At 72.6% G+C, this 25647-nt stretch carries 21 protein-coding genes; 12 read left to right on the top strand and 9 right to left on the bottom strand.

Annotation, left to right across the window (positions count from 1 at the left end; all coding sequences use genetic code 11):
* Positions 1-43: 43 nt before the first annotated feature.
* Positions 44-1711 carry a fumarate hydratase gene (locus ACFVQG_RS20325; protein ID WP_383384819.1) on the bottom strand — a complete coding sequence of 556 codons (1668 nt, stop codon included), beginning with the start codon at positions 1709-1711 and terminating at the stop codon, positions 44-46.
* Between the two features lie 389 nt (positions 1712-2100).
* On the opposite strand from ACFVQG_RS20325, the gene ACFVQG_RS20320 reads away from it, so the two are divergent.
* Positions 2101-2850 (top strand): DUF1707 domain-containing protein, encoded by a 750-nt coding sequence (locus ACFVQG_RS20320; protein ID WP_383384816.1) that lies wholly within the window; start codon positions 2101-2103, stop codon positions 2848-2850.
* 118 nt (positions 2851-2968) lie between these two features.
* Entirely contained in the window at positions 2969-3346 is a 378-nt protein-coding gene (locus tag ACFVQG_RS20315) for a WhiB family transcriptional regulator (protein WP_383384813.1), read from the top strand.
* A 162-nt stretch (positions 3347-3508) separates the two neighbouring features.
* Here ACFVQG_RS20315 and glpX read toward each other — a convergent pair whose 3' ends face one another.
* Complete coding sequence (gene glpX / locus ACFVQG_RS20310) at positions 3509-4540, bottom strand: class II fructose-bisphosphatase (RefSeq protein WP_383384810.1); 1032 nt, start codon at positions 4538-4540, stop codon at positions 3509-3511.
* Positions 4541-4668: 128 nt separating this feature from the next.
* Here glpX and ACFVQG_RS20305 point away from each other — a divergent pair, with 128 nt between their 5' ends.
* Positions 4669-5202 (top strand): DUF4245 domain-containing protein, encoded by a 534-nt coding sequence (locus ACFVQG_RS20305; protein ID WP_383384807.1) that lies wholly within the window; start codon positions 4669-4671, stop codon positions 5200-5202.
* A gap of 90 nt (positions 5203-5292) precedes the next feature.
* On the opposite strand, the gene ACFVQG_RS20300 is transcribed toward ACFVQG_RS20305, so the two are convergent.
* From ACFVQG_RS20300 to xseA, 3 genes are all read right to left on the bottom strand, one after another.
* Positions 5293-5886 (bottom strand): malonic semialdehyde reductase, encoded by a 594-nt coding sequence (locus tag ACFVQG_RS20300; RefSeq protein ID WP_383384804.1) that lies wholly within the window; start codon positions 5884-5886, stop codon positions 5293-5295.
* A 251-nt stretch (positions 5887-6137) separates the two neighbouring features.
* On the bottom strand, positions 6138-6386 hold the full coding sequence (locus ACFVQG_RS20295) for an exodeoxyribonuclease VII small subunit (protein ID WP_383384801.1): 249 nt from the start codon (positions 6384-6386) through the stop codon (positions 6138-6140).
* Positions 6383-7603 (bottom strand): exodeoxyribonuclease VII large subunit, encoded by a 1221-nt coding sequence (xseA, locus tag ACFVQG_RS20290; RefSeq protein ID WP_383384798.1) that lies wholly within the window; start codon positions 7601-7603, stop codon positions 6383-6385. The genes ACFVQG_RS20295 and xseA overlap by 4 nt, the downstream gene beginning before the upstream one ends.
* 126 nt (positions 7604-7729) lie before the next feature.
* On the opposite strand from xseA, the gene ACFVQG_RS20285 reads away from it, so the two are divergent.
* Together ACFVQG_RS20285 and ppgK are read left to right on the top strand one after the other, a co-directional pair.
* Positions 7730-8749: a 4-hydroxy-3-methylbut-2-enyl diphosphate reductase gene (locus ACFVQG_RS20285; RefSeq protein WP_383384795.1), complete on the top strand. Its 1020-nt coding sequence runs from the start codon at positions 7730-7732 to the stop codon at positions 8747-8749.
* A gap of 44 nt (positions 8750-8793) precedes the next feature.
* Complete coding sequence (ppgK, locus tag ACFVQG_RS20280) at positions 8794-9540, top strand: polyphosphate--glucose phosphotransferase (RefSeq protein ID WP_383384792.1); 747 nt, start codon at positions 8794-8796, stop codon at positions 9538-9540.
* A gap of 3 nt (positions 9541-9543) precedes the next feature.
* Here ppgK and ACFVQG_RS20275 read toward each other — a convergent pair whose 3' ends face one another.
* Positions 9544-9948, bottom strand: a complete 405-nt coding sequence (locus tag ACFVQG_RS20275) for a DUF6542 domain-containing protein (protein WP_383384787.1) — start codon at positions 9946-9948, stop codon at positions 9544-9546.
* A gap of 337 nt (positions 9949-10285) precedes the next feature.
* On the opposite strand from ACFVQG_RS20275, the gene ychF reads away from it, so the two are divergent.
* The 3 genes from ychF to ACFVQG_RS20260 all read left to right on the top strand — a co-directional run bounded on the left by ychF (position 10286) and on the right by ACFVQG_RS20260 (position 14836).
* Entirely contained in the window at positions 10286-11374 is a 1089-nt protein-coding gene (gene ychF, locus ACFVQG_RS20270; RefSeq protein ID WP_383384784.1) for a redox-regulated ATPase YchF, read from the top strand.
* 451 nt (positions 11375-11825) lie between these two features.
* Entirely contained in the window at positions 11826-14183 is a 2358-nt protein-coding gene (locus ACFVQG_RS20265) for a sensor histidine kinase (RefSeq protein ID WP_383384781.1), read from the top strand.
* Positions 14180-14836, top strand: coding sequence for a response regulator (locus tag ACFVQG_RS20260; protein ID WP_383384778.1), 657 nt, complete (start codon positions 14180-14182; stop codon positions 14834-14836). The genes ACFVQG_RS20265 and ACFVQG_RS20260 overlap by 4 nt, the downstream gene beginning before the upstream one ends.
* A gap of 7 nt (positions 14837-14843) precedes the next feature.
* On the opposite strand, the gene ACFVQG_RS20255 is transcribed toward ACFVQG_RS20260, so the two are convergent.
* On the bottom strand, positions 14844-16379 hold the full coding sequence (locus ACFVQG_RS20255; RefSeq protein ID WP_383384775.1) for an MFS transporter: 1536 nt from the start codon (positions 16377-16379) through the stop codon (positions 14844-14846).
* A gap of 40 nt (positions 16380-16419) precedes the next feature.
* Between ACFVQG_RS20255 and ACFVQG_RS20250 the strand changes: the two genes are divergently transcribed.
* From ACFVQG_RS20250 to ACFVQG_RS20235, 4 genes are all read left to right on the top strand, one after another.
* Positions 16420-16998, top strand: coding sequence for a helix-turn-helix domain-containing protein (locus ACFVQG_RS20250; RefSeq protein ID WP_383384772.1), 579 nt, complete (start codon positions 16420-16422; stop codon positions 16996-16998).
* Positions 16999-17183: 185 nt separating this feature from the next.
* The gene (locus ACFVQG_RS20245) at positions 17184-18062 is read left to right on the top strand and encodes a hypothetical protein (RefSeq protein WP_383384769.1); all 879 of its coding nucleotides are present in this window, start codon (positions 17184-17186) and stop codon (positions 18060-18062) included.
* Positions 18062-20200 carry a bifunctional serine/threonine-protein kinase/ABC transporter substrate-binding protein gene (locus ACFVQG_RS20240; protein WP_383384766.1) on the top strand — a complete coding sequence of 713 codons (2139 nt, stop codon included), beginning with the start codon at positions 18062-18064 and terminating at the stop codon, positions 20198-20200. The genes ACFVQG_RS20245 and ACFVQG_RS20240 overlap by 1 nt, the downstream gene beginning before the upstream one ends.
* A 12-nt stretch (positions 20201-20212) precedes the next feature.
* Positions 20213-22393: a bifunctional serine/threonine-protein kinase/ABC transporter substrate-binding protein gene (locus ACFVQG_RS20235; protein ID WP_383384762.1), complete on the top strand. Its 2181-nt coding sequence runs from the start codon at positions 20213-20215 to the stop codon at positions 22391-22393.
* On the opposite strand, the gene ACFVQG_RS20230 is transcribed toward ACFVQG_RS20235, so the two are convergent.
* Together ACFVQG_RS20230 and ACFVQG_RS20225 are read right to left on the bottom strand one after the other, a co-directional pair.
* Positions 22383-24476: a hypothetical protein gene (locus tag ACFVQG_RS20230; RefSeq protein WP_383384759.1), complete on the bottom strand. Its 2094-nt coding sequence runs from the start codon at positions 24474-24476 to the stop codon at positions 22383-22385. The genes ACFVQG_RS20235 and ACFVQG_RS20230 overlap by 11 nt on opposite strands.
* A complete protein-coding gene (locus tag ACFVQG_RS20225) occupies positions 24476-25627 on the bottom strand; it encodes a VWA domain-containing protein (RefSeq protein WP_383384756.1) in 1152 nt (383 codons plus the stop codon). The genes ACFVQG_RS20230 and ACFVQG_RS20225 overlap by 1 nt, the downstream gene beginning before the upstream one ends.
* Between the last annotated feature and the right edge of the window lie 20 nt (positions 25628-25647).

The following is a 25647-nucleotide window of genomic DNA, read 5'->3' as shown; positions in this document are numbered from 1 at the left end:
GGGGCGGCGGGGGCGAGAAGACCACCCCACCACCCCCCACGGCCTACGCCACCCCCGGCCCCCGCACCGGAATGGACGTGAACGTCGGCTGAGGCGCCGGATCCTGGAAGAAGTCGTTGCCCTTGTCATCGACGACGATGAACGCGGGGAAGTCCTCGACCTCGATCTTCCAGACCGCCTCCATCCCCAGCTCCTCGTACTCCACGACCTCGACCTTCTTGATGCAGTCCTGAGCGAGCCGAGCCGCCGGACCGCCGATGGACCCGAGGTAGAAGCCCCCGTGCGCGGCACACGCGTCGGTGACCTGCTTACTGCGATTGCCCTTGGCGAGCATCACCCTCGAACCCCCCGCGGCCTGGAACTGCTCCACGTAGGAGTCCATACGCCCGGCCGTGGTCGGCCCGAACGACCCGGACGCATACCCCTCAGGCGTCTTCGCGGGCCCGGCGTAGTACACGGGGTGATCCTTCAGATACTGCGGCATCGGCTCCCCCGCGTCCAGCCGCTCCTTGATCTTCGCGTGCGCGATGTCCCGCGCCACGACCAACGGCCCGGAAAGCGACAACCGCGTCTTGACCGGGTACTTCGTCAGCTCCGCGAGCACCGTCTCCATCGGCTGGTTCAGATCGATCCTGACGACATCCCCGTCCGCCTCGAGGTGCTCGTCCGTCGTCTCCGGCAGGAACCGCGCGGGATCGGTCTCCAACTGCTCCAGGAACACACCCTCGGCGGTGATCTTCGCGACGGCCTGCCGGTCGGCCGAGCAGGACACGGCGATGGCGACCGGACACGACGCCCCGTGCCGCGGCAGCCGCACCACCCGCACGTCATGGCAGAAGTACTTGCCCCCGAACTGCGCCCCGATCCCGATCCGCTGCGTCAGCTCGAAGACCTTCTCCTCCAGCTCCTTGTCCCGGAACCCGTGCCCGAGCGGCGACCCCTCGGCCGGGATCTCGTCCAGGTAGTGCGCGGAGGCGTACTTCGCGGTCTTGAGCGCGTACTCGGCGGACGTACCGCCGACCACGATCGCCAGGTGGTACGGCGGACAGGCGGCCGTACCCAGCGAACGGATCTTCTCCTCCAGGAACTTCATCATGGAGGCCTCGTTCAGAACGGCCTTCGTCTCCTGGTACAGGAACGACTTGTTGGCCGACCCGCCGCCCTTGGCCATGAAGAGGAACTTGTACGCGCCCCCGTCCGTCGCGTACAGCTCGATCTGCGCCGGGAGGTTCGAGCCGGTGTTCTTCTCCTCCCACATGGTGAGCGGAGCCATCTGCGAGTAGCGCAGGTTCAGCCTGGTGTAGGCGTCGTAGATGCCACGGCTCAGCGCCGCCTCGTCGCCGCCCTCCGTCAGCACGTTCTGCCCGCGCTTGCCCATCACGATCGCCGTACCCGTGTCCTGGCACATCGGCAGGACGCCCGCCGCCGCGATGTTCGCGTTCTTCAGCAGGTCGAGGGCCACGAACTTGTCGTTGCCGGACGCCTCGGGGTCGTCGATGATCCGGCGCAGCTGGGCGAGGTGGGCGGGCCGCAGATAGTGCTGGATGTCGTGGATGGCCTCCTCGGCCAGCTTGCGCAGCGCCTCCGGCTCCACCTTGAGGAACGTCCGCCCGTCGGCCTCGAAGGTGGAGACACCCTCGGAGGTCACCAGCCGGTACGGGGTGGTGTCCTCTCCCATGGGGAGCAGATCGGTGTACGCGAACTCAGGCATGTCGCCCATTCCTCACTCGACAGACGGCCGCCCGCCTCCTTTGGCGGGCGCTCACCAGCGTAGAACCTGCCGCTGACAGTGAACCTGTGAGGTAAGGCTCAGTCGAGGTCCCGCCGGGAGGCGCGCGGCACGACGCACGCGGCACGAGGCACGGAGCACGACGCGCGCAGCACGAGGCACGCGGCACGACGCGCGCAGCACGAGGCACGGAGCGCAGCACGAGGCACGGAGCGCAGCACGAGGCACGGAGCGCAGCACGAGGCACGGAGCGCAGCGCAACGCACGGAATGCAGCGCAACGCACGGAATGCAGCGCAACGCGCGGAATGCAGCGCACGCGACCTCCGAACAGGGGTATCGCGATCTATCGTGTTTCGGTACGCTGCTGCCGTGGACCTTGAGAAGCAGACCGCGCCCCACGCCGACCCCGCGCCCGCGCCGACGACCGCTGCCGCCGCCGACCCGGCCCCCGGCGAGCTGCGCGCCTCCGACGCCGACCGCGATCGGATCGCGGACATCCTGCGCGAAGCCCTCGCCGAGGGCCGTCTGACCGCCGAGGAGCACGCCGAGCGCGTGGAACGGGTGTACCGCGCCCGGACGGTCGGCGAGCTGGCCCCCCTCGTCCGCGACCTGCCCGGCGAGCACCAGCAGCGCCCGACCGGCCCGACGTTCACCCAGGCCCCCAGCCGCCCCACCGCCGGTGCGATACCCGTCGAGCCCGACGACAACGTGGTCGCGGTCTTCAGCAGCGCCTCCCGCAGAGGCCGCTGGCGCGCGGGCCGCCGTATCCACGCGTACTCGATCTTCGGCAACATCGAGATCGACCTCAGCGAGGCGCTGTTCGAGTACCAGCAGGTCGTCATCAAGGCGGTCTCCGTCTTCGGCAACGTCGAGATCGAGGTCCCGGAGAACATCTCCCTGCGCGGCTCCGGCGGCGGCGTCCTCGGCAACTTCGAGGTCGACACCCTGGACTCCGGCGACCCGGACGCGCCCGTCGTCTTCGTCGAGGGCTGGTCGGTGCTGGGGAACATCGAGGCGCGGCCCAAGCGGGGCAAGCTGGTGGCGGACATCATCGACCGGGTGCACCGCAAGGCCGAACGGAAGATCGACCGGCATCTGCGCAAACATCTCGGCCACTGACGAATGTGAACAGAGCGCCCGCACAGGGCCGTTGGGGACTCCCTGCATAGGCGCGCGCACAGCGGGTAGACCTTGCTGCATCGTCTCTCGCTCGCGAAGCCGTCGTCAGGAGTAGACCGTGCTGCAACCGCCGCATTCGTCCCCGCAGGTAGCTGCCGCTCCGGCCCAGCGGGTGCCAGTGCGGGACAGGGACCAAGACGCACCCTGGCACACCGAGGCGGTGTGTCGGCGCGACGAGGCCGGCCTGTTCTTCGCCCCCTCCAAGGAGCCCACCGCCGCCCGGCTCTCCCGCGAGGAGGCGGCCAAGCGCGTCTGTGGCCGCTGCCCTGTCATGGTCGAGTGCCGCGAACACGCCCTGCTCCAGCCCGAGCCCTACGGCGTCTGGGGCGGCCTCACCGCCGCCGAGCGCCGCGTCGTCCTCGCCCGGCGCCGCCGTCGCGACATGGAACTGAAGAAGGCGGCCCGAGCGACCAACCGCATAGCGGCAGCGGGCTGACCCAGCCCGGCGAAGCAAGGGGCGCCCCTCCGCACCAGGGGCGCCCCTTCACTTCTCACGCGGGCGGCGCGTGCCCGCCCAAGGGGCGCGGGGAACTGCGCGACAAGCCCCACCACACCCGCACCCGCCCATGGTGAGCACCCACCCGGCGCTGTTGCGCGATCACTTGGCCCGGTCGAAGTCGATCGCGCTGTACGCCCGCAGCTTGCTCAGCCGGTGCTCGGAGTCGATCCTCCGCACCGTCCCCGACTTGGACCGCATCACGATCGAGTCGGTCGTGGCCGTCTCCGACCGGTACCGCACCCCCCGCAGCAACTCCCCGTCCGTGATCCCGGTCGCGACGAAGAAGACGTTCTCCCCGGTGACCAGGTCCTCCGTGGTCAGCACCCGGTCGAGATCGTGCCCGGCGTCGATCGCCCGCTGCCGCTCCTCGTCGTCCTTCGGCCACAGCTTGCCCTGGATCGTGCCGCCGAGGCACTTCACGGCGCAGGCGGAGATGATGCCCTCCGGCGTGCCGCCGACACCGAGCAGCAGGTCGACGCCGGTGCCCTCGCGCAGCGCGAGGATGGAGCCCGCCACATCGCCGTCGGAGATCAGCTTGATGCGGGCGCCGGTCGCCCGGATCTCGTCGATGATGCCCGCGTGCCGCGGCCGGTCCAGGATCACGACGGTGACGTCCTCGGGCGTGGCCCGCTTGGCCTTGGCGACCCGGCGGATGTTCACCGACACGGGCGCGTTGATGTCGACGAAGTCGGCGGCGTCGGGGCCGGTGACCAGCTTGTCCATGTAGAAGACGGCCGACGGGTCGAACATCGAGCCCCGCTCGGTCGCCGCGAGGACGGCGATCGCGTTCGGCATGCCCTTGGCGGTCAGCGTGGTCCCGTCGATCGGGTCGACGGCGATGTCGCACTCGGGCCCGGTGCCGTCACCGACCCGCTCCCCGTTGAAGAGCATCGGGGCCTCGTCCTTCTCGCCCTCCCCGATGACGACGACGCCGTTCATGGAGACGGTCGAGACGAGGGTGCGCATGGCGCGTACCGCCGCCCCGTCGGCGCCGTTCTTGTCACCGCGGCCGACCCAGCGGCCCGCGGCCATCGCCGCGGCTTCGGTCACCCGTACGAGTTCCAGGGCGAGGTTGCGGTCGGGGGCCTCGGAGGGGACATCGAGTTCGGACGGCAGATGATGCTCGGTCATCGGAGCGCACCTTTCTGATACGACGACGGCCGGATGAGGGTGTTGGCGCTGACTCTATCCTCAGGCCGACAAAATGAGCAGGGCACCCCACGGATGAGCGGAGTGGGCCACCTGCGACGATAGAGGGCGTGGCAGGGACGAATCGAAAGCAGAGAACGATCCGCGGCATGGTGCTCTCCCTCTCGGTGAGCCTGCTCGCGGCCGGGGTCATCTACATCTTCACCCCGCACGACGACAAGGAGCCCGACCTTCCCCGGGTGGACTACCGCATCGAGCTGCTGACGGCACGCCGCGCCGCCGCCTACCCGGTGGCGGCCCCGGAGGGTCTGCCGGAGAGCTGGAAGCCCACCTCCGTCCGGTACCAGGGCGAGCCCCACCACACCTGGCACCTGGGCTTCCACGCCCCCGACGGGGAGTACGTGGCGGTCGGCCAGTCCACTCAGAAGCGGGCGAAGTACATCGAGAAGGCCAGCCAGGGCTCCTCCGAGACCAAGGCCACCGAGGAGATCGGCGGGCGCACCTGGACCCGGTACACCGGCGGTCGGTACGACGCGCTGGTGCTGGAGCAGGGCGAGGCGGACAAGGGCTCGACGACCGTGGTGGCCGGGACGGGGTCGTTCGAGCAGTTGGTGGAGATGGCTGGGGCGCTGAAGATGTCGTAGTGCGTGAGATGCCGTGCACGCAGGAAGCGAGAAGACCCCCGGTGGGCACCGGGGGTCTTCTCGTTTCCTGCGGGCACGCGCGCGTGCGTGTCAGACGGTGGTGACGACCTCGTCGTACGCCAGTCGAGGGGAGCGCGGGAACCACGCGTCCGGGCCCGGCTTGCCGATGTTGACGATCATCAGCGGGGTGTGGTCGTCGTCCAGGAACTCCTTGCGGACGCCCTCCAGGTCGGCGCCGGTCATCGGACCCGCGGCCAGCCCGGCGGCGCGCAGGCCGATGACGAAGTAGGCGGCCTGGAGCGCGGCGTTCATCGTGGCCTGGGGCTCGCGGGCCTCGCGGCCGAGGCCCTCGAACATGTCCTTGGCGCCCTCGAAGTGCGGGAACAGCGTCGGCAGCTCGTGGTGGAACTCGTTGTCCGCGGAGAGGATCGCGACCAGCGGGGCCTTGCCGGTCTTCTCCTTGTTGCCGTCGGCCATCAGGTCGACCAGACGCTCGCGGGCCTCGGCCGAGCGGACCAGGGTGATCCGCAGCGGGGACTGGTTCATCGACGTGGGGCCGTACTTGATCAGGTCGTAGACGGCCTGGATCTGCTCGTCGGTGACGGGCTCGTCGGTGAAGGTGTTCGCGGTGCGGGCCTCGCGGAAGAGCAGGTCCTGGGCGGCGGGGTCAAGAACGAGGGACATGGTTCGACTTTCTCGATGTGTCGGTCCGGGGGGATCGGCTGACGTCGTCGACACTACCCACTAGAAGTTCAACGTTCAATCAAAATGGGAACGTGGTGATCCGCTTCACAGGCACCCGCCACGGCACCCGCGCCACGGCACCCGCGCCACGGCACCCGCGCTACGGCGCCCGCGCTACGCCCGCGCTACGGCACGTGGGCTGCGACAGCCGCGATACGACCCCCGCGGGTACGACGCCCTGGAACCGGCTGTTACGACTCCTCGCCGTCGTCCTCGTCCCCGGCGGCCTCCGCAGCCTCCTCCTCCGCCAGCGCCGCGTCGAGCCGCGCCCGGGCCCCGTCCAGCCAGCGGCGGCACACCTTCGCCAGCTCCTCGCCCCGCTCCCAGAGCGCGAGCGACTCCTCCAGCGTCGTACCGCCCGCCTCCAGCCGCCGTACGACGTCGATCAGCTCGTCGCGTGCCTGCTCGTACCCGAGCGCCTCGTCCGTCCTGCTGGTCATTCGCTCACCTTCGTGTCGACTCGTACGGAGAACTCGCCCTCGGCCACCCGCGCCCGCAGCGGCTCGTCGGCGGTGACGTCGTCGGGGGTGCGGACGACATGGCCGTCCGTCTTCTGGAGGACCGCGTAGCCCCGCTGCAGGGTGGCCGCGGGGGAGAGGGCCACCACGCGCGCGTGCGTGTGCGTGAGGTCCGAGTGGGCGCGATCGAGCTGATGCCCGAAGCAGCGGCGGCCCCGGTCGAGCAGCGACGCGACCTGGTCGGCGCGCTCGTCGATCATCCGGTGCGGGTCCTCTATGGACGGCCGCGCGAGCGCGTGCGCGAGCCCGCGCTCCTCCCGGTCGAGATAGGCCTGCACACAGCGCCGCGCGCGGTCCCGCAGCAGCCGTACCCGCTCGTACTCCTCACCGACGTCCGGTACGACCTTCTTCGCGGCGTCGGTGGGCGTCGAGGCCCGCAGATCGGCGACGTGGTCGAGCAGGGGGTTGTCGGGCTCGTGCCCGATGGCGGACACCACCGGCGTACGGCAGGCGGCCACCGCCCGCACCACCTGCTCGTCGGAGAACGGCAGCAGATCCTCCACGCTGCCGCCCCCGCGCGCCACGATGATCACGTCCACGTCGTCGAGGGCGTCCAGCTCCTTCACGGCCTGCACCACCTGCGGCACGGCGTGCACGCCCTGCACCGCCACGTTGCGCACCTCGAAGCGGACGGCGGGCCAGCGATGCCGGGCGTTCTCCAGCACGTCCCGCTCGGCCGCGGAGGCCCGGCCACAGACCAGCCCGATCAGCTGAGGCAGAAACGGCAGCGGCTTCTTGCGCTCCGCCGCGAACAGCCCCTCCGCGGCGAGCGCCTTCTTCAGCTGCTCCAGCCGCGCGAGCAGCTCCCCGACCCCCACCGGCCGTATCTCCGCCGCCCGCAGCGAGAGCTGCCCGCGCGGGGCGTACCACTCCGGCTTCGCGTGGACGACGACCCGCGCGCCCTCGCTCACCACGTCGGCCACGGCGTCGAACACCTGCCGGTAGCAGGTGACGCTCACCGAGATGTCGTACGAGGGATCCCGCAGCGTCAGGAACACCACACCCGCGCCCGGCCGCCGCGACAGCTGCGTGATCTGCCCCTCGACCCACACGGCGCCGAGCCGGTCGATCCACCCCCCGATGAGCCGCGAGACCTCACCGACGGGCAGTGGTGTGTGCGCGGACGTGTTGAGAGCCATGCCGCGAGCGTAGCCGCAGGCACCGACATCGAAGGGCGGTGCGCGGGGCCGGGCGGGGTGCGCCCCCGCGCGTGCCCCTGCCCGCGCGGCAGTGGTGATCCGTCCGCCACCGGGGGCGGCCTTACGATGGGACGCATGACTGCTTCGCCTGGCCGCCGTGTCCTGCTCGCCGCCCCCCGAGGCTACTGCGCGGGTGTGGACCGCGCCGTGATCGCCGTCGAGAAAGCCCTGGAGCAGTACGGGGCTCCGGTCTACGTCCGGCACGAGATCGTCCACAACAAGTACGTCGTCCAGACCCTGGAGAAGAAGGGCGCCGTCTTCGTCGAGCGGACGGAGGAGGTCCCCCCGGGGAACATCGTGATGTTCTCCGCGCACGGCGTGGCCCCCGTCGTCCACGAGGAGGCCGAGCGCGGGAAGCTCGCCACCATCGACGCCACCTGCCCGCTGGTCACCAAGGTCCACAAGGAAGCCGTCCGCTTCGCGAACGAGGACTACGACATCCTCCTGATCGGCCACGAGGGCCACGAGGAGGTCATCGGCACCTCCGGCGAGGCCCCCGACCACATCCAGCTCGTCGACGGGCCCGGCGACGTGGCGAAGGTCGAGGTCCGCGACCCGTCGAAGGTCGTCTGGCTCTCCCAGACCACGCTCTCCGTCGACGAGACGATGGAGACGGTCGACGCGCTCAAGGAGAAGTTCCCGCAGCTGATCTCCCCGCCCAGCGACGACATCTGCTACGCCACGCAGAACCGTCAGCTCGCCGTGAAGCAGATGGGCGCCGAGGCCGAGCTGGTGATCGTCGTCGGCTCCCGCAACTCCTCCAACTCTAAGCGGCTGGTCGAGGTCGCCAAGCTCGCCGGTGCCCGTGAGGCGTATCTGGTGGACTTCGCCGACGAGATCGACGAGGCGTGGCTGCAGGGCGTCAGCACGGTCGGGGTCACCTCCGGCGCCTCCGTCCCGGAGGTCCTGGTCGAGGAGGTCCTGGAGTGGCTCACGCAGCGTGGCTTCGAGGACGTGGAGATCGTGAAGGCGGCGGAGGAATCGATCACCTTCTCGCTCCCCAAGGAACTCCGCCGTGACCTGCGCGAGGAGGCCGCGACCCTGATCGCGGAGCGCACCGGAGGCAACGCCGCGTCCGGGGAGTGAACACCCGGTACGTGACTGTCAGTGGTCCGTCGTAACGTGGTGCCATGCAGATCTTCGGCGTGGACATCGGCGGATCAGGGATCAAGGGCGCCCCTGTCGACCTGGACAGGGGCGACTTGGCGGACGAGCGGTGCAAGGTGCTGACCCCGCAACCGGCCACGCCGGACGCGGTGGCCGACGGCGTGCAGCAGGTCGTCGACCACTTCGGCTGGACCGGACCGGTGGGCATCACCTTCCCCGGCGTCGTCACCGGCGGCGCCACGATCCGTACGGCGGCCAACGTCGACAAGGGCTGGATCGACACCGACGCCCGCGCCCTGCTGGGTGACCGCCTGGGCGGCCTGCCGGTGACGGTGGTCAACGACGCCGACGCGGCGGGCGTGGCCGAGATGGCCTTCGGCGCCGGACGCGACCGCAAGGGCACGGTCATCCTCCTCACCTTCGGCACCGGCATCGGCAGCGCGGTCTTCGTCGAGGGACGACTGGTCCCTAACACGGAACTGGGCCACCTGGAACTGCACGGCCACGACGCGGAGAAGCGCGCCTCCAGCAAGGCCAAGGAGGACCACGGCCTGAGCTGGGAGCACTGGGCCCAGCGCGTGCAGAAGTACCTCGCGCACGTCGAGATGCTGTTCTCCCCGGAGCTGTTCATCATCGGCGGTGGCGTCAGCCGTAAGTCGGAGAAGTTCCTGCACTACATCGAGGGCATCAAGGCGGAGATCGTCCCGGCGCAGCTCCAGAACAACGCGGGCATCGTGGGCGCGGCGATGCGCGCGGCGGACAGAGGCTGAGACTCAGCCGGTGACACGCCGGGCGGCCACGGCGGCGGCCCGGCGTCGCGCCATGAGCCGCACCTTCCGTACGGTCACGATCACCCCGGCGACGAGCGTCCCCCCGTACAGCCACCCGGCCTCGGTGGCCAGCGCGGTCACCAGCCCCACGACACGCCCCCCGAAACCGTCCCCGCTGTCGGCGACGAAGATCATCCCGGCGGCGAAGGCGATCGGCACCACGACCGGCGCGCTCGTCAGGTCCCCCTTGCGCACCCACACCGCGCTCAGCAGGCACACGGGCAGGAACAGCACGCCGTAGACGGTGGGCGAGGCCCCGAACAGCAACCGCGTCAGACACCCGAGCACGATCATCACGGCGGCACAGAACAGTCCGCACCCGAGCCCGGTGAGCCGCGGATTGGGCATCCGCCGCACGCCCTGCGGACCGGGCGCGGGCCGTCGGCTGGTGCTACCGCCCGCTGGTCGGGCAGAACGAACCCCACCCCGCCCCATCTGTGGCGGCAGCGAGGTCGTCCCGCGTCGCGGTCCGTGCTGAGGAGGTCGCGTCCTGTGTTGCTCCACTGGACCAACTTAGGTCGTTTAATGTGCCGAATGGGCTCTCGGACACGCCGTAGCCCGGACCTTGCCGAAGCGTTCGACTGTTCGCCTGCCCCCGGCCGGGCACCCCGTAGACTGGGGGATCGGCCAGCCTGGTCCTGCCTGGCCCTCTGGGCCCCCTCCTCACGCACGGGAAGTCGAGAACGTGTCGCTCACGATCGGAATCGTCGGTCTGCCGAATGTCGGCAAGTCGACCCTGTTCAACGCCCTGACCAAGAACGACGTGCTCGCGGCCAACTACCCGTTCGCCACGATCGAGCCCAACGTCGGCGTGGTCGGCGTCCCCGACGGCCGCCTCGCACAGCTGGCGTCGATCTTCAAGTCGGAGCGCATCCTCCCGGCGACGGTCGACTTCGTGGACATCGCGGGCATCGTCCGCGGCGCCTCCGAGGGCGAGGGCCTGGGCAACAAGTTCCTGGCGAACATCCGCGAGTCCGACGCGATCTGCCAGGTCATCCGCGCCTTCAAGGACGAGAACGTCGTGCACGTCGACGGCAAGGTCTCGCCGAAGGACGACATCGAGACGATCAACACCGAGCTGATCCTGGCCGACCTCCAGACCATCGAGAAGGTCCTCCCGCGCCTCCAGAAGGAGTCCCGCATCAAGAAGGACCTCGCGTCGAAGGTCAAGGCGGTGGAGGAGGCCAAGGAGATCCTCGACCAGGGCGAGACCCTCTTCGCCCACGGCATCGTCCAGGGCAGCGAGCGCGCGGAGCCCCTCCACGACCTGCACCTCCTCACGACGAAGCCCTTCCTCTACGTCTTCAACGTCGATGAGGACGAACTGACCGACGAGGCCTTCAAGGACGAACAGCGCGCCCTGGTCGCCCCCGCCGAGGCCATCTTCCTCAACGCCAAGCTCGAGGCCGACCTCGCCGAACTGGACGAGGAGGACGCCATGGAACTCCTGGAGTCCGTGGGCGCCGAGGAGCCCGGCCTGGCCACCCTCGCCCGCGTCGGCTTCAACACCCTCGGCCTCCAGACCTACCTCACCGCCGGCCCCAAGGAGTCCCGAGCCTGGACCATCAAGCGCGGCGCCACCGCCCCCGAGGCCGCCGGAGTCATCCACACCGACTTCCAGAAGGGCTTCATCAAGGCCGAGGTCATCTCCTTCGACGACCTGATCGCCACGGGGTCGGTGGCGGAGGCCCGCGCGAAGGGGAAGGCGCGGATGGAGGGCAAGGAGTATGTGATGCAGGACGGGGATGTGGTGGAGTTCCGGTTCAATGTATAGGGCACGCATTAGCGTGGACCTGGCGAACTAGCCAGACACGCGGGTCAAGCAGGGTCGATTCGAATTGGAGTCGACCCTGTTTGCGTGCCGCAGGCTGGTTTTGTGGGCACCGCCTCTGTGGGCGCGACGGCCTCGCCATGAGCAGCGCGGGGTGACGGGAGCGGCGACGGCTGGGGAGCCGTTCTCAGGTGGGAGAGGAGCAGGTGGCTCGGGTCCTGGAGGAAGCCGGGGGGCCGCGGCGGTGTCGTGGGGTTGGGTGAAGAGGAGCCGCTGAGCGGGCAGTTCGCGCTCGGTGGTCTCGTACAGGGTCGGGCGCCTTCCGGGCGGGACCTGCCGGGCGTGGGACAACGCCTCGCGGCGGGACGCATGTGCGGACTCCTGCGAGGCGGCAAGCCGGGTTCTCCGGAGAGGCGCGTTCGGTCTTGTTGGCTGGTCAATTACCTTGGGCGCTATGGGGCTTGGGGGGTACGTGGGGTTCGGCGGGGGCACCTACGTCGCCGGTGGGGCGGTGGACGGTCCCCGGTCCAGTGAGCGCCTGCTGAACCGGACCCTCGAGCGGTACGGGGTGTGGCTCCGGGCCACCGTGGTCTTCCTGTGCGGTGCGCTGGGTGTGGTCTCCGCGGATGCCGCGGACGTCCCTCTCGCGCTGGCGCTGCTGGTGCCCGCCGTACTCGCCTGTGGTGTGCGTCTGTACGCGCTGCGCCGTCCGCTTCCGGACGCCCTGCTGTGGACGCTGGACGCGGCCGGGGTGGCGGTGGTCGGGCTGTCGCAGCCGGTGCTCGGTGGGGCGGGGGCGGATGTGATGGTGGAGGCGATCGTCGACATCAGTGTCATCACCTTTCAGCACGAGTGGGCCAGGCGGCCCGTGGCCGGGGGTGTCCTGGCCGTGTGGGGAGCTGCCGCCTGTGTGCTGGGCGATGTGCTCGCCTCGCCCGGACACGGTCCCGAGGTGGCCTACCTGGTGCGCATGTTCGTCGTGGTGTGTCTGTCGAGGGCCGCCTATCTCATCGTGCGGGCGCGGGCCAGGGCGGCCGACCGGGCCGCCGCGCTCCGGGCGGCGTCGCGTCGGGAGGCCGAGGTGGCCGCGGCGCGCAGGGCGACCGAGCGCGAGTACCTGGCGACCCTGCACGACACGGCGAGCGCGACGCTGCTGATGGTCTCCCAGGGGGCCGCGCGGGACTGGTCGTGGCTGGCTCCGCGGGCCCGGCGGGACGTGGAGGCGCTGTCCGCGGCGCCCGGCTTCGAGACGGGGGACATCGATCTCGCGGTGCTCCTGAGCTGCGTACCCGAGGGTGAAGGGCGGGGGAGGGTGGTGCTGAAGACACGTATCGACGGCCCGCTCGTGATTCCGTCCGGGCCCGGGCTCGCGATCTTCAACGGGATCCGGGAGGCAGTCGGCAACGTGGCCCGTCACGCCGGGGTGGGGGAGGCGGAGTTGACGGCATGGGGGGAGGCGGGCGGCACCGTCGTCGTCGAACTGGCGGACTTCGGGCGCGGCTTCGACCCCGCGGCCGTGTCCGCGCGGCGGCGGGGCATCTCCGGCTCCGTCGTCGGCCGGATGCGGGCGGTCGGGGGCTCCGCGTCCGTCGTCTCACAGCCGGGCGCCGGGACCCGGGTGCGGTGGCGTTGGCAGGACCGGGCGCGGGAGGCACGGGTGACGGGCGTACCGCGTCCGCAGCAGACGGCCGTCGTCCGCCTCATCCGCGGGCAACTGCTCTACGGGGCCCAGTTGGCCGCGCTGCTCATCAGCCTGGTGTCGCAGTTCGCCATCTCGCTGCGCCAGCTCACGGCCTACCAGGACGTGTACCGCCCGGCGTGGGCCCAGACCGCGGCGTTCGTCTGCCTCGCCGCCGTCGCGGTGGCCGGGGGTGCCTGTGTGCTGCGGGGCAGGCGGATTCCGCCGTACGTGCGCTGGTGGAGCCTGGGCTCGGTGCTGGGCGTGTCGGCGGTGTGCGCGCTCACGCTTCCGCCGGAGCGGCTGACGGGTGCGGAGGACTGGGCGTTCGGACTGGTGGGCTGGCACGCGGTGTTCCTGCTGGCGGACCTGCGGGTCAGGGCGTTCGCGGGGTTCCTCGGGGCGCACATGGGGCTCAACGCGGCGGTGGTGTTCCTGTCGGGGGCGCCGACCGCCGCGATGGGGATCGCCGGGGTGGCCACCTGCGGCTTGCAGCTCTCCGTCGCCGTACTGATACGGCTGCTCCACGCCACGGCGCCCGTGGCACAGTCCGCCGCCGCGCGGGTGGAGGAACTGCGGACCCGCGAACGCATCCACGAGGACGTCCAGCGGGACCACAAGGAGCGCTACCGTGCCCTGACGGCGACGACGGTGCCGCTGCTCGTGGGCCTCGGGCACGGTGTGCTGAGTCCCTACGACGAGGAGGTCAGGCTGCGGTGCGGTGTGGAGGCCGCCCGGATGCGCCGTCTGTTCGCGGAGGGGGACGCCGTCTCCGATCCGCTGCTGAACGAGTTGCGGGCGTGTGTCGAGGTGGCCGAACAGCGGGGGGCGACGGTGGACCTGGCCGTACGGGGGCGGCCGGGTGAGGTGCCCGTGGAGGTGCGCAGGGCGCTGATCGATCCGGTGGCCGTGATCTTGGGGCGTACGCGGAAGACCGCGCGGGTGACGGTCGTGTGGACCGCCCGCGCGGTACGCGTGAGCGTGATCAGCGGGGAGTGCGGCGACGGCGGTGGCGGGGCAGAGGCCACCCCGTCCCGCCCTCCCGTGTCCGTGACCCGCACCGCCCGCGCCGGAAGCGTCTGGGTGGAGGCCAGTTGGAGAAGAACGGCGGCTTGCGGAGTTGATCTGGCATGAGTAGCAACGCGGCGGTCAGCGTGGTCATCGTCGACGACCATCCCGCCATCCTCTCGGGCGTGCGGATGTGGTACGCCGCGTCGCCGCGGCCCATCACCGTCGTCGCGGCCGGGGCCTCCGTGGGGGAGGCCTGGACCGCGCCCGGGAACACGGCCGACGTCGTGCTGCTGGATCTGCAACTGGGCGACAGCGGCCCCGCCTTCGGCAGCCTGCGACGGCTCGTCGACGCGGGACGGCAGGTGGTCGTCTACTCGATGCGGGACGACGAGAAGACCGCGCTGAGCTGTCTGGACCTGGGAGCCGCGACCTTCCTGACCAAGAGCGAGGGACAGGAGCACCTGGTCGAGGCGACGCTGGCGGCGGCCGACGAGCGGCCCTACACGCCGCCCGCGCTGGCCGGTGCGATGGGCACGAACGCCCGCGCCGACCGCCCCCAGCTCTCCGCCCGCGAGGAGGACGTCCTCATCGAGTGGTTCCAGTCGGAGTCGAAGGAACTGGTCGCACAGCGGCTCGGCCTCTCCGTGCGGACGGTGAACTCGTATCTGGACCGGGTGCGGATCAAGTACGCGAACGTCGGCCGCCCGGCCCGGACCAAGGCGAGCCTGGTGGCCCGCGCCGTCCAGGACGGGCTGGTCGACGTGGACGACCTCTGAGCGCCCCTCAGTTCCGGGCCCGGTCCTGGTGTGCCGGGCCGCGAGTGGCGACGTACAGGAACAGGGCGGCCATCACGGCGACGCCCACCCACATGGCCTGCTGCCAGCCGTCGACGAAGGACTGCCGGGCGGCGTGCGCCAGGGCCGGGGTGCCCGTGGCGTCGGCGGTCCCGACGGCGTGGGCGATGCCCTGGCGGGCGGTGTCGGCCGTGTCGGCGGGGACGCCGGTGAGGTGGTCGGCCATGGCGTCGCGGTAGCCGGAGGAGAGGAGGGCGCCGAGGAGGGCGACACCGAGGGCGGTGCCGAACTCGCGGGTGACGTCGTTGAGGGCGGAGGCGACGCCCTGCCGCTCGGTGGGCAGGGAGCCGGTGATGGCCTCCGTGGACGGGGTCATCGCCAGGCCCATGCCGAGGCCCATGGCGAGCATGCCGGGGAGGATGGCCGGATAGCCGCCGTCGACGGAGACCAGGGCCGCCATCAGCGCCAGACCGGCGGCGGACAGCAGGACGCCGGTCGCCATGGTGGCGCGGGCGCCGACGCGTGCGGTCAGCCGAGGGGCGAGGCCCGAGGACGCCATCATCAGGACGGCCATCGGCATCAGCGCGAGCGTGGACAGCAGGCCCGACCAGCCGAGCACGGCCTGGAGGAACGGGAAGAGGACCACGAAGATGCCCGCCTGGACCCCGAAGACCGCGAGGAGTGTCACGGAGCCGCCGGCCAGGGCCCGCTCGCGGAAGAGGCGGACGTCCAGCAGGGCGGCGTCCCGGCGGCGCAGTTCCCAGGCCACGAAGCAGACCGTGGCGGTGAGGCCGACCGCGAGGGCCAGGAGGGTGGCGGGGGCCAGCCAGCCGTGCTCCGGGGCCTCCTGGAGGACGTAGATCAGGCCGACCACCGCGACGGCGGAGGTCAGCGCGCCGACGGTGTCGTAGGGGCGGGCGGAGGACTCCCGGGAGTTGGGGACCGCGCGCAGCGCCATCACGAGCGACACCGCGACCAGGAGGACGGGGAGCGCGAACAGCCAGCGCCAGGTGGCCAGGTCCACCAGGGCCGCGGACAGGAACATGCCGAGGATGCCGCCGCCCCCGGCCACGCCGGTCCAGACGCCGATCGCCCGGCCGCGTTCCTCCTTGGGGAACGTCGAGGTGATCACGGCGAGCGTGACGGGCATGATCATCGCCGCGCCCGCCCCGCTGAGCAGCCGTGCGGCGAGCATGACCTCCGCCGACGGGGCCAGGCCCGCCGCCGCGCTGGCGACGCCGAAGACCGCGAGGCCGGTGATCAGCGTGGGCTTGCGGCCCAGGCGGTCGCCGAGGGCACCCAGGGGGAGCAGGAGTGCCGCCAGGGTCAGCGTGTAGATGTTGATGACCCACAGGATCGTGGTCTGCGAGGCGTCGAAGGCCACGGCCAGGTCGGGCTGGGCGACGCTCAGCCCGGACACCGAGGCGATGACCGCCATCAGCGCGACACAGACGGCGGTCAGGATCGTGCGCAGCTGGCGGGGGGTCGGGGGTGTGGGCTGGGGGTGTGTGGTCGTCGGGTGCATGGGTGCCGACGCTAGGCGGAGGTTGCCAGGTACGCATACGATGTTGCGCATGACGCAAGACGAAGGCGATCTGGACAGCCTCGTACGCAAGCGCATCCGTGCGCTGCGGGTGGCGCAGGGGTGGTCCCTGGAGGAACTCGCCCAGCGGGCCCGGCTCAGCCAGTCCACGCTCAGCCGGATCGAGAACGGCCAGCGCCGCCTCGCGCTGGACAGCCTCGTCACGCTCGCCCGTGCCCTGGACACCACCCTGGACCAGCTCGTCGAGACGGCCTCCGACGACGTCGTCGTCAGTCCGATGATCGACGCCGCGCACGGGCTGATGCGCTGGCCCATCAAGGCCGAGCCGGGCATGACCGTCGTATGGCAGCGGATGACCGAACCGCCCCCCGGCAATCCCGCCCGCATGCGCGCGCACCCGGGCCGGGAGTGGCTGGTCGTGCTGTCCGGGACGGCGGTCCTGATGCTGGGGCACCGGCGGCTCCGCGTGGAGACGAACCAGGCCGCGGAGTTCCCCACGATGCTGCCGCACGCCATCGGTGCGGAAGGCGGCCCCTGCGAAATCCTCGGGATCTTCGACCGGGACGCCCGCCGTGGTCATCAGCGCACGGAAGGCGCCTGACCTCCCCCTCCCCGCACCTTCATCTTCTCGTGTCTTCCTAACTGCCGTGCCCTCAGCGAGAGTTGACTCGTACTGAAGCGCGATCACGGGAACCACCGGTGACCCGCACCGCATCGGTACGGGCATGACGAGGCGGCCCTCGACCACGGCCGCCGGAACCGGAACACGAAAGTGGGGGTGAGGGCGTGGAGCATGCGCGGGTGCTCAGCGTCTGCTGCGCCTTGGTGGTGGGCGGGGTCTTAGCGGGTGGTTGCACCAATGACCCGGGGGCGGGGAAGGGAGCCGGGAACACCAAGGCCGCCAGCGGCGCCAGCCAGTCCGCCGAGCCCGGTGGCGAGGCCGAACCCGAGCCCGGTGGCGAGACCGAACCCGAGCCCGTCACCTCGCCCACCATCCAGGCCGACCCGGACAAGCAGCCCGGCACCGAGGCCGAGGCACGGGCGCTGATCCGGAGGGTGATCGGAGGGCCCGAACTGTTCGGGTCGCAGGCGGAGCGGGGGACGCCGTACGAGAGTGATCCGAGCCGTTGGGCGGTGCTCGGTGAGGACTGTGTCTGGCAGCGGGAGGTGCTCCCCGACGACGTACTGGCCACGCTGACCCGGCACTACGTCATCCCCGCCGGTGGCGGCAAGGGCACGGTGCGGATGTCGGCCACCGTCACGGTGCACCGCACGGCGCTGGACGCGGCGTGGGAGCAGGCCGGGATGCTGGAGGAGGCGCTCGGCTGCCAGGAGCAGACCCTGCGGCAGGGGGAGCGGCTGGTCGAACTGACGTCGTCCGCGCACGCCGCGGGCGAGGGCGGCAACAACCACAGCGACGACCTGCTGATCGAGAGCGGACAGTGCGTCAGCGACACCCACGGCGGGCCGTACCCCTACGACTGGCAGCAGGCCCAGCAGGGGTCGGTGGTGATCAGCACGTCGGTGTGCGGCGGCCGGGGGCGCGATGAGGCCGAGCTGAGCGACATGGCCGGGGGAGCACTCCCCACGATGATGGTGCGGTTGCAGGACGAGATCGGGCGGCCCGTGGGGGACTCCGGCCAGGACACCAAGGGCGGTGCGTGATGGAGCGGTTGGTTCCGGGCGACCCGTCGCGGCTGGGCGGGCACCGGCTGCTGGGGCGGCTGGGCGCGGGCGGTATGGGCGTGGTGTACCTGGCCCGCGTGGCGGAGGGCGGGGATCTCGCCGCCGTCAAGGCCATCCAGCCCGAGTACGCCGACCAGCCGGAGTTCCGGGCGCGGTTCCGACGGGAGGCGGAGTCGGCGCGGCGGGTGGACAGCCCCTGGGTGGTGCCGGTGCTCGGGGCCGACACCGAGGCCGACGTGCCCTGGCTGGCGACCGCCTTCGTGCCCGGCCCCTCGCTGGGCGAGGCCGTCATGGCGTGCGGGCCGCTGCCCGCGCGGGCGGTGCGGGTGCTGGGCAAGGTGCTGGCGCGGGCGCTGGCGGCGGTGCACGAGGCGGAACTGGTGCACCGGGACGTCAAGCCCGGCAATGTGCTGCTCGCGCCGGACGGCCCCCGGCTGATCGACTTCGGTATCGCGCGGCCCACGGCCGTGGAGGAGACCGCCCTCACCTCGGACAGCCTGGTCGTGGGGACGCCGGGGTTCCTCTCCCCCGAGCAGGCGCGCGGGCAGCGGGTGGGCCCGGCGAGCGATGTGTTCTCGCTGGCCTGTGTGCTGCTGTACGCCGCCACCGGGCAGCCGCCCTTCGGCACCGGCGCGGTGGACGCGCTGCTCTACCGCACCGTCCACGACGAGCCCGAACTGGACGGCGTGGCGGACGACGAACTGCGGGCGCTGCTGCTGCGGTGCCTGGCGAAGGACCCCGAGGCACGGCCCACCGTCGAGGAGGTGGACGCGGCGCTGGTGGAGGACGCCCCCGAGGGCTCCCTCGCCTGGCTGCCGGACGCCGTGGTCGAGATGGTCGCCGAACGGTCCGCCGAGATGCTCGCCCTGCCCGGAGTCGAGCCGACGCTGGTGCCCGAGGAGTCCAAGGAGTCCAAGGAGCCGATGGGGCGTCGGCGGGTACTCCTGCTCGGCGCGGGCGGCGCCGCCCTGCTCGCGGCGGGCGGCGGCGCGGGGCTGTGGGCGGCGCTGCGCGGGGGCGACGAGGACACCCCCGCCGACCAGGCCTGGACGATCGGTCTCCAGGCGGATCTGAGCGGACCGCAGCGGGAGATCGGACGGGCCCAGGAGCGTGCGGTGCGGCTGGCCGTGGAGCAGTTCAACTCCGACGACGACAAACCGTTCACCCTCGATCTGCGGGTGGTGGACGACCGGGGCGACGCGGTCCGCGCACGGCGGGTGGCCCGGCAGCTGACCGGCGACCGTCAACTGCTCGCCGCGCTCGGCCCCACCGGCTACACCTCGACCGTGGCCGCCCTGGAGATCTACGAGGCCGCCGGTGTGCCGCTGGTGACCGTGTCCGAGGTGTCGACCAACGCCGCCATCGCGACGCTGACCCAGCCGCAACGCTACTTCCAGGCCGCCCCCGTGGTGGCGTACGCCTCCTTCACGACCGTGGCCGTCCTCGGCACCCAGGGCTCGTTCCGGCCGGGGCTGCTGGTCGACCGCGCGGGCGGCGTCATCGGCATGGAGCACTCGCTGATCACCCAGAGCGCCGCCAAGGGCATGCGGCTGAACCTGTACTCCCGGGTCGTGCCGAGCGCCGCCACCGACGCCACGGCGGTCGTCGACGACATGCTCGCCCACGACATCGACGGCTTCTACTACACCGGCACCCCCGAACGGGGCGCCGCGATCGCCCGGACCCTGGCCGAACGCGGCTTCACCGGGCCCCGGTTCCTCGACATGAGCGCCGCCACCGAGTCGTTCACCGCCGCGGCGGACACCGCGGCCGACGGCTGGCAGGTCCTGACGCCGTACATCGAGCCGAAGGCCAAGTCGGTACGGGCCTTCGCCACCGCCCACCGCGAGCGGTACGGCAGCGCCCCGGGCATCTGGGGGGCCGAGGCGTACGACGCCACCCGCCTCGTCGTCAGCAGGCTCACCGCCCTCGCCGGAACGCACGGCAAGCGCCCCAACCGGGCACAGATCGCCGACGCCATCACCAAGGCCCGGTACAAGGGGCTGACCGGGATCTACACCTTCACCCACAACCGGCTCAAGCCCACCACCGTCCACCACTACCGCGTCGACGGCGGCCGGTTCGCCTACGTCGGCCCGGTCGCCGTCCCCGAGTGACGTGAGGGCGGCATGCGCGCACTGAGAGCCGACGACCCCGAGACCCTGGGCGGGCACCGGCTGCTCGCCCGGCTCGGCACCGGCGGCATGGGCACCGTGTACCTGGCCCGCACCCCCGACGGTGCCCTGCGGGCCCTGAAGATGATCCGCGCCGAGTACGCCGCCGACCCGGCGTTCCGGGCCCGGTTCCGCCGCGAGGTGCGGCTGGCCACCGGGCTCACCGGGCGCTGGGTGGTGCCGGTGACGGCGGCCGACGCGGAGGCGCGCGAGCCCTGGCTCGCCACCGCCTTCGTGCCCGGCCCGGCGCTCACCGAGGCCGTGGACGGGCACGGCCCGCTGCCCCCGCCCACCGTCGTCACCCTCGGCGCCCGGCTCGCGGAGGCGCTGGCCGAGGTGCACACGACGGGCCTGGTGCACCGGGACGTCAAGCCCGCCAACATCCTCCTCGCCCGCGACGGACCCCGGCTGATCGACTTCGGGATCGCCCTCGGCGTCGGCACCACCGCGCTGACCGCCCCCGACGCGGTCATCGGCACCCCCGGCTACTTCTCCCCCGAACAGGCCCGCGCCTCCGACGCCGCGGTGGGGCCGCCCAGCGACCTGTTCTCCCTCGGCTGCGTACTGGCGTACGCCGCCACGGGGCGGCGGCCCTTCGGCACCGGTGATCCGGCCGCGGTGCTGTACCGCACCGTCCACGAGGACCCCGACCTGACCGGCATCGACCGGCTGCCGCCCGCCGTACGGGACGCGGTCACGGCCTGCCTCGCCAAGGACCCGGGGCCACGGCCGACGGCCGCCGCGCTGCGGGAGGTCCTGCTGGCCGCCGCCGCTCCGGTGCCGGACCGGGGCGACTGGCTGCCGCCGGACCTGCTGCGGCTGGTGGCCGAGCGGTCGGCCCGCGCCCTGGTCCCGCCGCCCCGCGACACGGCACCGACCGCGCCGGAGGCGGAAGCCGAGACGGTACCCGGGACCTCCCGGCGCCGGTTCCTGACGATCGGCGGCTCGGCCGCCGCCGTGCTCACCGCCTCCGGCGCCGGTGCCGCCGTCCTGCTGGCCCGCCGCAGCTCCGCCACCGGCGGTGGCGCCTCCGGTGGCCCGCCGGTCCACACCCTCGCCCTGCACGCCGACCTGAGCGGCGGTCAGCGGGCGGCGGGTACGGCGCACGAGCGCGGGGCGCGGCTCGCCGTCGCTGCCCACAACGCCCGCGCCGACGCCGCCTTCCGGCTCGCCCTGAAGACGTACGACGACAAGGGCGACGCGGGCCGGGCCGAGCAGGTGGCCCGCCGGGTGCTCGACGACCGCGGCGTCCGCGCCGTCATCGGTCCCACGACCGAGGGGGCCGCACAGACCGCCGTACCGCTGTACGGGACCGCCGACCTGCCGGTGGTGCTGGTGTCGGTCGACGTCGAGCAGGCCGGGCTGGACCGCACCGAACTGCGCACGCTGTGCGCCACGATGGCGGGTTACGAGTACCGCAACCTGTCGGTCCTCGACTATCTGACCCGGGTGCGCCGCACCGAACGCACCGCCCTCATCGAGGACCAGGAAGCGGGTGAGACCGCCTGGGAGAGCGCCCGGTACCTGGAGCGGACACCGCCCTCCGAAGGCACGGCCGTCGCCTACCAGGTGGCCGCAGACCAGGATGACTTCCGCCCGGCCGTCCGCGCGGCGCTCGCCGACCGGATGCGGGCCGTCATCTACGTCGGCACCTCGCCGCGCCGCGCCGCCGCCTGCGCCCGCGCCCTCGCGGCGGAGGGCTTCACCGGACCCCGCACCGGGTACGAGTCGGTGATGCGGGACGCCTTCCTGGCGGAGGCGGGCGACGCGGCCGAGGGCTGGGTGTTCGGCGCCCCGTACGCCGCGGCGCCGTACGGCGCGGGCCGGGCCGCCAAGGCGTTCACCGCCGCGCACCGCCGTCGTTACGGCGGCGATCCCGGCCGCTGGGCCGCCGAGGCGTACGACGCCGTGCACCTCGTGGCCCGCACCATCGCCGCCGTCGGCGGGGGCGACGGCATCGAGGCCGGTCAGATCGCCGAGCGGATCTTCCGCCTCAGCCATGACGGGGTGGCCAAGCGGCTCGCCTTCGCCCAGGACAAGACGCAGGCGCTGCAACCGGTGGGCTCGACCTTCCTGTACCAGGTGCGGGAGGGCGGCTTCCGCTTCCTGGGGCGGCACGACAAGGTCAAGGCGTGAGGGCTGTTCGGCTCTGCTGGTGCTGGTGCTGGTGCTGGTGCGCCTCCAGGGCCACGGCCAGGTGCAGATACGCGTCCACCCAGGCCGGGACCGCCGCGTCCGCGTCCTCGAGCAGCTGGGCGGCGGTGCGCAGTCCCGTGCGGCGCAGTGCGGTGGCGGTGTCGGCGAGGCGGGCACGTGCCGTGCCGTGGCGGTGGCGCAGACCGTGGTGGGCGGTGTCGGCGAGGGCGGCGAGGGCCGACTCCAGGGCGGCGGTCAGCGGGTCGGTGGGGCGCGGGCGGGCCGGGGGCAGCGCGGTGTCGCCGTCGCCGGGGGCGAGGTCGGGGACGACGACACCGGATGACGTCAGGACGGCGAGCGGGGAGAGGACGATCCGGCCCTCGGCCGTGTGCAGCATCCCGCTGACGCAGCGGGCCCGGCCCTCGTGCTGGTGCAGGGCGGCCGACAGGGCGTCCAGGCCGCCCGGGGAGAGCGGGTTGTGGTCGGCGCGGAGCAGGACCTCGTTGCCCGCGGGGTCGTGGAGGAGCGCCTCCAGGTGCTGCGCGGCCGGGTCGTAGCCGAGCGGCTCGACGGCGGCCACCTCCACCACCCGTACCGCCTCCGCCGCGACCCGGGGCCGGATCAGACGCGGCGGCCGGTCGCCCGACGCCCGGAGGTGGCGCGCCACGTCGGTCAGCCGCAGGCTGCCGGGCAGTTCGGTCCAGGCGGTGCCGACCGGGGTGACGCTGGTGGCGGCGACCCGGCCACGGGAGACGGAGACCGTGCGGTCGGCGCTGCGGGCGGTGCGCTCGCTGACGACGTTCGCCGTGGCCAGCGCGTGCAGGGGGGAGCCGAGCAGCCGACGGGAGGCGAGATCGTGTCCGGTGGGCGCCTCGCCCTCGGCCAGCGCCCACCGCTCGCGCAGCACCAGCGCGACACCGGCGTCCGCGTGGGCGAAGTAGACCTCGGCCGTACGGTCCTGGGCGGTGCCACCGATCCGGCAGCCGAGGGCGACCAGGCGCACCCGGCGCAGCGGGGTCGTCGGCGCCTCGCCGGTGCCGAGCACGCCGACCGGATCGCGGCGGGCGGCGCGGTGCCGGGCGTGGAGTTCGGCGAGCAGCCCGGCGAGACGGTGCGGTGTGTAGCGGGCGCCGCGTGCCGAGTACGCCTCGACCTGCTCGCGCAGGTCCGCCAGGACTCCCGCGGGCCAGTGCTGGGAGGCGGCGGTCAGCGCCTCCTCGGCACGGCGCAGGGACGCGGCGAACACCGGGCCCGCTGCGGGTACGCCGTCCAGGAGGAGGTCGTTGGCGAGGGTGACGGCGGCGGGGAGCGGGTCGGTGGTGCGGGCGGTCCCGTCCATCGAGGTTCCGCCTCCGCCGACCGTCACGTCCGTGGCCCGCTGGGCGTCCCCCGCGCGGAACGCCCACACCGCCAGGGCCACGACCTCGCCGCGCAGGGCGGCGGTCGCGTCGGTGAGGGCGTAGGCCAGCTCGTGGGGCACGGGGAAGCGGACGGTGCAGGTGGGCAGTTCCACCCGGGGGGCCGGGTCCTCGGGGGTGGGGCGGTGCAGACGGGCGGTGTAGCCGCGGTCGTGGGCGCGGCGGGCGGCGGCCAGGGCCGGGCGGCCCAGGGCGGCGGTGAGGGCGTCGTCGTCGAACTCGGCGGGGGACCAAGGGGTGGGAGTGTCGGGGGGCTTGGTGGCGGTGCTGGGGGGTGGGCCGGTGGGGGTGCTGGTGGGGGTGCTGGTGGGGGTGCTGGTGGAGGTGCTGGTGGGGGTGTTGGCGGGGGTGCTGGTGGGGGTGTTGGCAGGGGTGCTGCTGGGTGCGCTGGTGGCCGTGCGCTGGTACGCCAGCACCAGCCCGACGCGATGGCGGCACACCCCCGTCGCCCCACAGGTGCACCCCGCGGCGTCGATGCCGAGGCCCGGTGGCAGCACCGCCTCGGTGCCGTCCGGGAAGCGGCCGCGTACGGTGCCGTCCTCGGCGTCCGTCACCGCCGGGACGACGCCCGCCGCGAGATCCTTCTCGGCCCGCTTGACGAGGCCCCGGTTGGCCAGCGCGGCGAGCGTCTGCGGGGTCAGCGCCAGCAGATCGGCGCGCGGCATCAGGCCTGCCCTCCCCGGCCCACCTTCTCGGCGACGAACTCCGCGAGCCGTCCCGGCGTCATCGCGCCCATGTGCGCCCCGGCCGCCGCGAGCCGCTCCCCGAGCCCGCGGTCGTAGGCGGGCTCGGCCTCCTCGTCCAGGGCGGCCAGGCCCAGCACCGTGGTGCCCTGCTGGACCAGGGCGCGCACGGTGCGGACCAGGCGGTAGGAGTCGCCGCCCTCGTAGAAGTCGGAGATCACGGCGACGATGGCGCGCCGCGAATTCTCGACCAGGGCGGCGGCGTAGTCGACGGCGCGGGCGATGTCGGTGCCGCCGCCGAGCTGGACCCGCATCAGCAGCTCCACGGGGTCGGTGACGTCGGCCGTCAGGTCCACCACGTTGCCGTCGAAGGCGACCAGGTGGGTCCGCAGGCCCGGGAGGTGCCACAGGCAGGCGGCGGTGACGGCGGAGTGGATGACTGAGCCGACCATGGAGCCCGACTGGTCCACCAGCAGTACGAGTTGCCACTGTTCGAGGTGGCGGCGGGTGCGGGCGTGGAAGTGCGGGCGCTGGATGACGAGGCGGCGCTCGCGCGGCTGGTAGTGGGCGAGGTTGGCCCGGACGGTGCCCTTGAAGTCGAAGTCGCGGGCCAGGGGGAGTCGGCTCGGGCGGCGGGACCGGGAGCCGCTGAAGGCACGGTGCACCTCCGGTCGCAGCCGCTCCAGCAACTCCCGTACGACGGTCTCCACGATCCGCCGGGCCACTGCCAGGACCTGGGGGTTCATCAGGTGCCTGGTGCGCAGGACGGCCCGGAGCAGGGTCTGGCTGGGCTCGACGCGGGCGAGGACGTCCGGGTCGGTGACGATCTCGTTGATCCCGTACTGCTCGACGGCGTCCCGCTCCAGCCGCTCCACCGTCTCCTTGGGGAACAGCCGGTGGATGTCGTCCAGCCAGTCCACGGGGGTGACGGGGGAGGGCCCGGAGCCGCCCACCCGCGACGTGGCGGCCCCGCCGCGGCGGACCCCGCGCGTGCGCAGCTCCTCGTCCCGGCCGTAGAGCCAGTCGAGGGCGGCGTCCCGGGCGGCGGCCCGGCCGCGCGGGGGGCCGGTGTGGCGGTCGGCGGGGGAGCCGAGGATCAGGCGCCAGCGTTCGAGGTCGGGGCCGGGCGGCACAGCCGGGGGGCCGGGCGGCG

The organism is Streptomyces sp. NPDC057877, assembly GCF_042796855.1.
In the GTDB taxonomy this organism is placed as follows: Bacteria; Actinomycetota; Actinomycetes; order Streptomycetales; family Streptomycetaceae; genus Streptomyces.
The sequence above is the reverse complement of the archived record's forward strand: the minus strand, read 5'-3'. Positions and strand labels throughout refer to the sequence as shown.

Excerpts from the sequence above, each read along its gene's own strand:
- ACFVQG_RS20325 (WP_383384819.1), bottom strand. The coding sequence starts at position 1,711 with ATGCCTGAGTTCGCGTACACCGATCTGCTCCCCATGGGAGAGGACACC.
- glpX (WP_383384810.1), bottom strand. The coding sequence starts at position 4,540 with ATGACCGAGCATCATCTGCCGTCCGAACTCGATGTCCCCTCCGAGGCC.
- ACFVQG_RS20300 (WP_383384804.1), bottom strand. The coding sequence starts at position 5,886 with ATGTCCCTCGTTCTTGACCCCGCCGCCCAGGACCTGCTCTTCCGCGAG.
- ACFVQG_RS20295 (WP_383384801.1), bottom strand. The coding sequence starts at position 6,386 with ATGACCAGCAGGACGGACGAGGCGCTCGGGTACGAGCAGGCACGCGAC.
- xseA (WP_383384798.1), bottom strand. The coding sequence starts at position 7,603 with ATGGCTCTCAACACGTCCGCGCACACACCACTGCCCGTCGGTGAGGTC.
- ACFVQG_RS20285 (WP_383384795.1), top strand. The coding sequence starts at position 7,730 with ATGGGACGCATGACTGCTTCGCCTGGCCGCCGTGTCCTGCTCGCCGCC.
- ppgK (WP_383384792.1), top strand. The coding sequence starts at position 8,794 with ATGCAGATCTTCGGCGTGGACATCGGCGGATCAGGGATCAAGGGCGCC.
- ACFVQG_RS20275 (WP_383384787.1), bottom strand. The coding sequence starts at position 9,948 with ATGCCCAATCCGCGGCTCACCGGGCTCGGGTGCGGACTGTTCTGTGCC.
- ACFVQG_RS20265 (WP_383384781.1), top strand. The coding sequence starts at position 11,826 with ATGGGGCTTGGGGGGTACGTGGGGTTCGGCGGGGGCACCTACGTCGCC.
- ACFVQG_RS20260 (WP_383384778.1), top strand. The coding sequence starts at position 14,180 with ATGAGTAGCAACGCGGCGGTCAGCGTGGTCATCGTCGACGACCATCCC.
- ACFVQG_RS20255 (WP_383384775.1), bottom strand. The coding sequence starts at position 16,379 with ATGCACCCGACGACCACACACCCCCAGCCCACACCCCCGACCCCCCGC.
- ACFVQG_RS20250 (WP_383384772.1), top strand. The coding sequence starts at position 16,420 with ATGTTGCGCATGACGCAAGACGAAGGCGATCTGGACAGCCTCGTACGC.
- ACFVQG_RS20240 (WP_383384766.1), top strand. The coding sequence starts at position 18,062 with ATGGAGCGGTTGGTTCCGGGCGACCCGTCGCGGCTGGGCGGGCACCGG.
- ACFVQG_RS20235 (WP_383384762.1), top strand. The coding sequence starts at position 20,213 with ATGCGCGCACTGAGAGCCGACGACCCCGAGACCCTGGGCGGGCACCGG.
- ACFVQG_RS20230 (WP_383384759.1), bottom strand. The coding sequence starts at position 24,476 with ATGCCGCGCGCCGATCTGCTGGCGCTGACCCCGCAGACGCTCGCCGCG.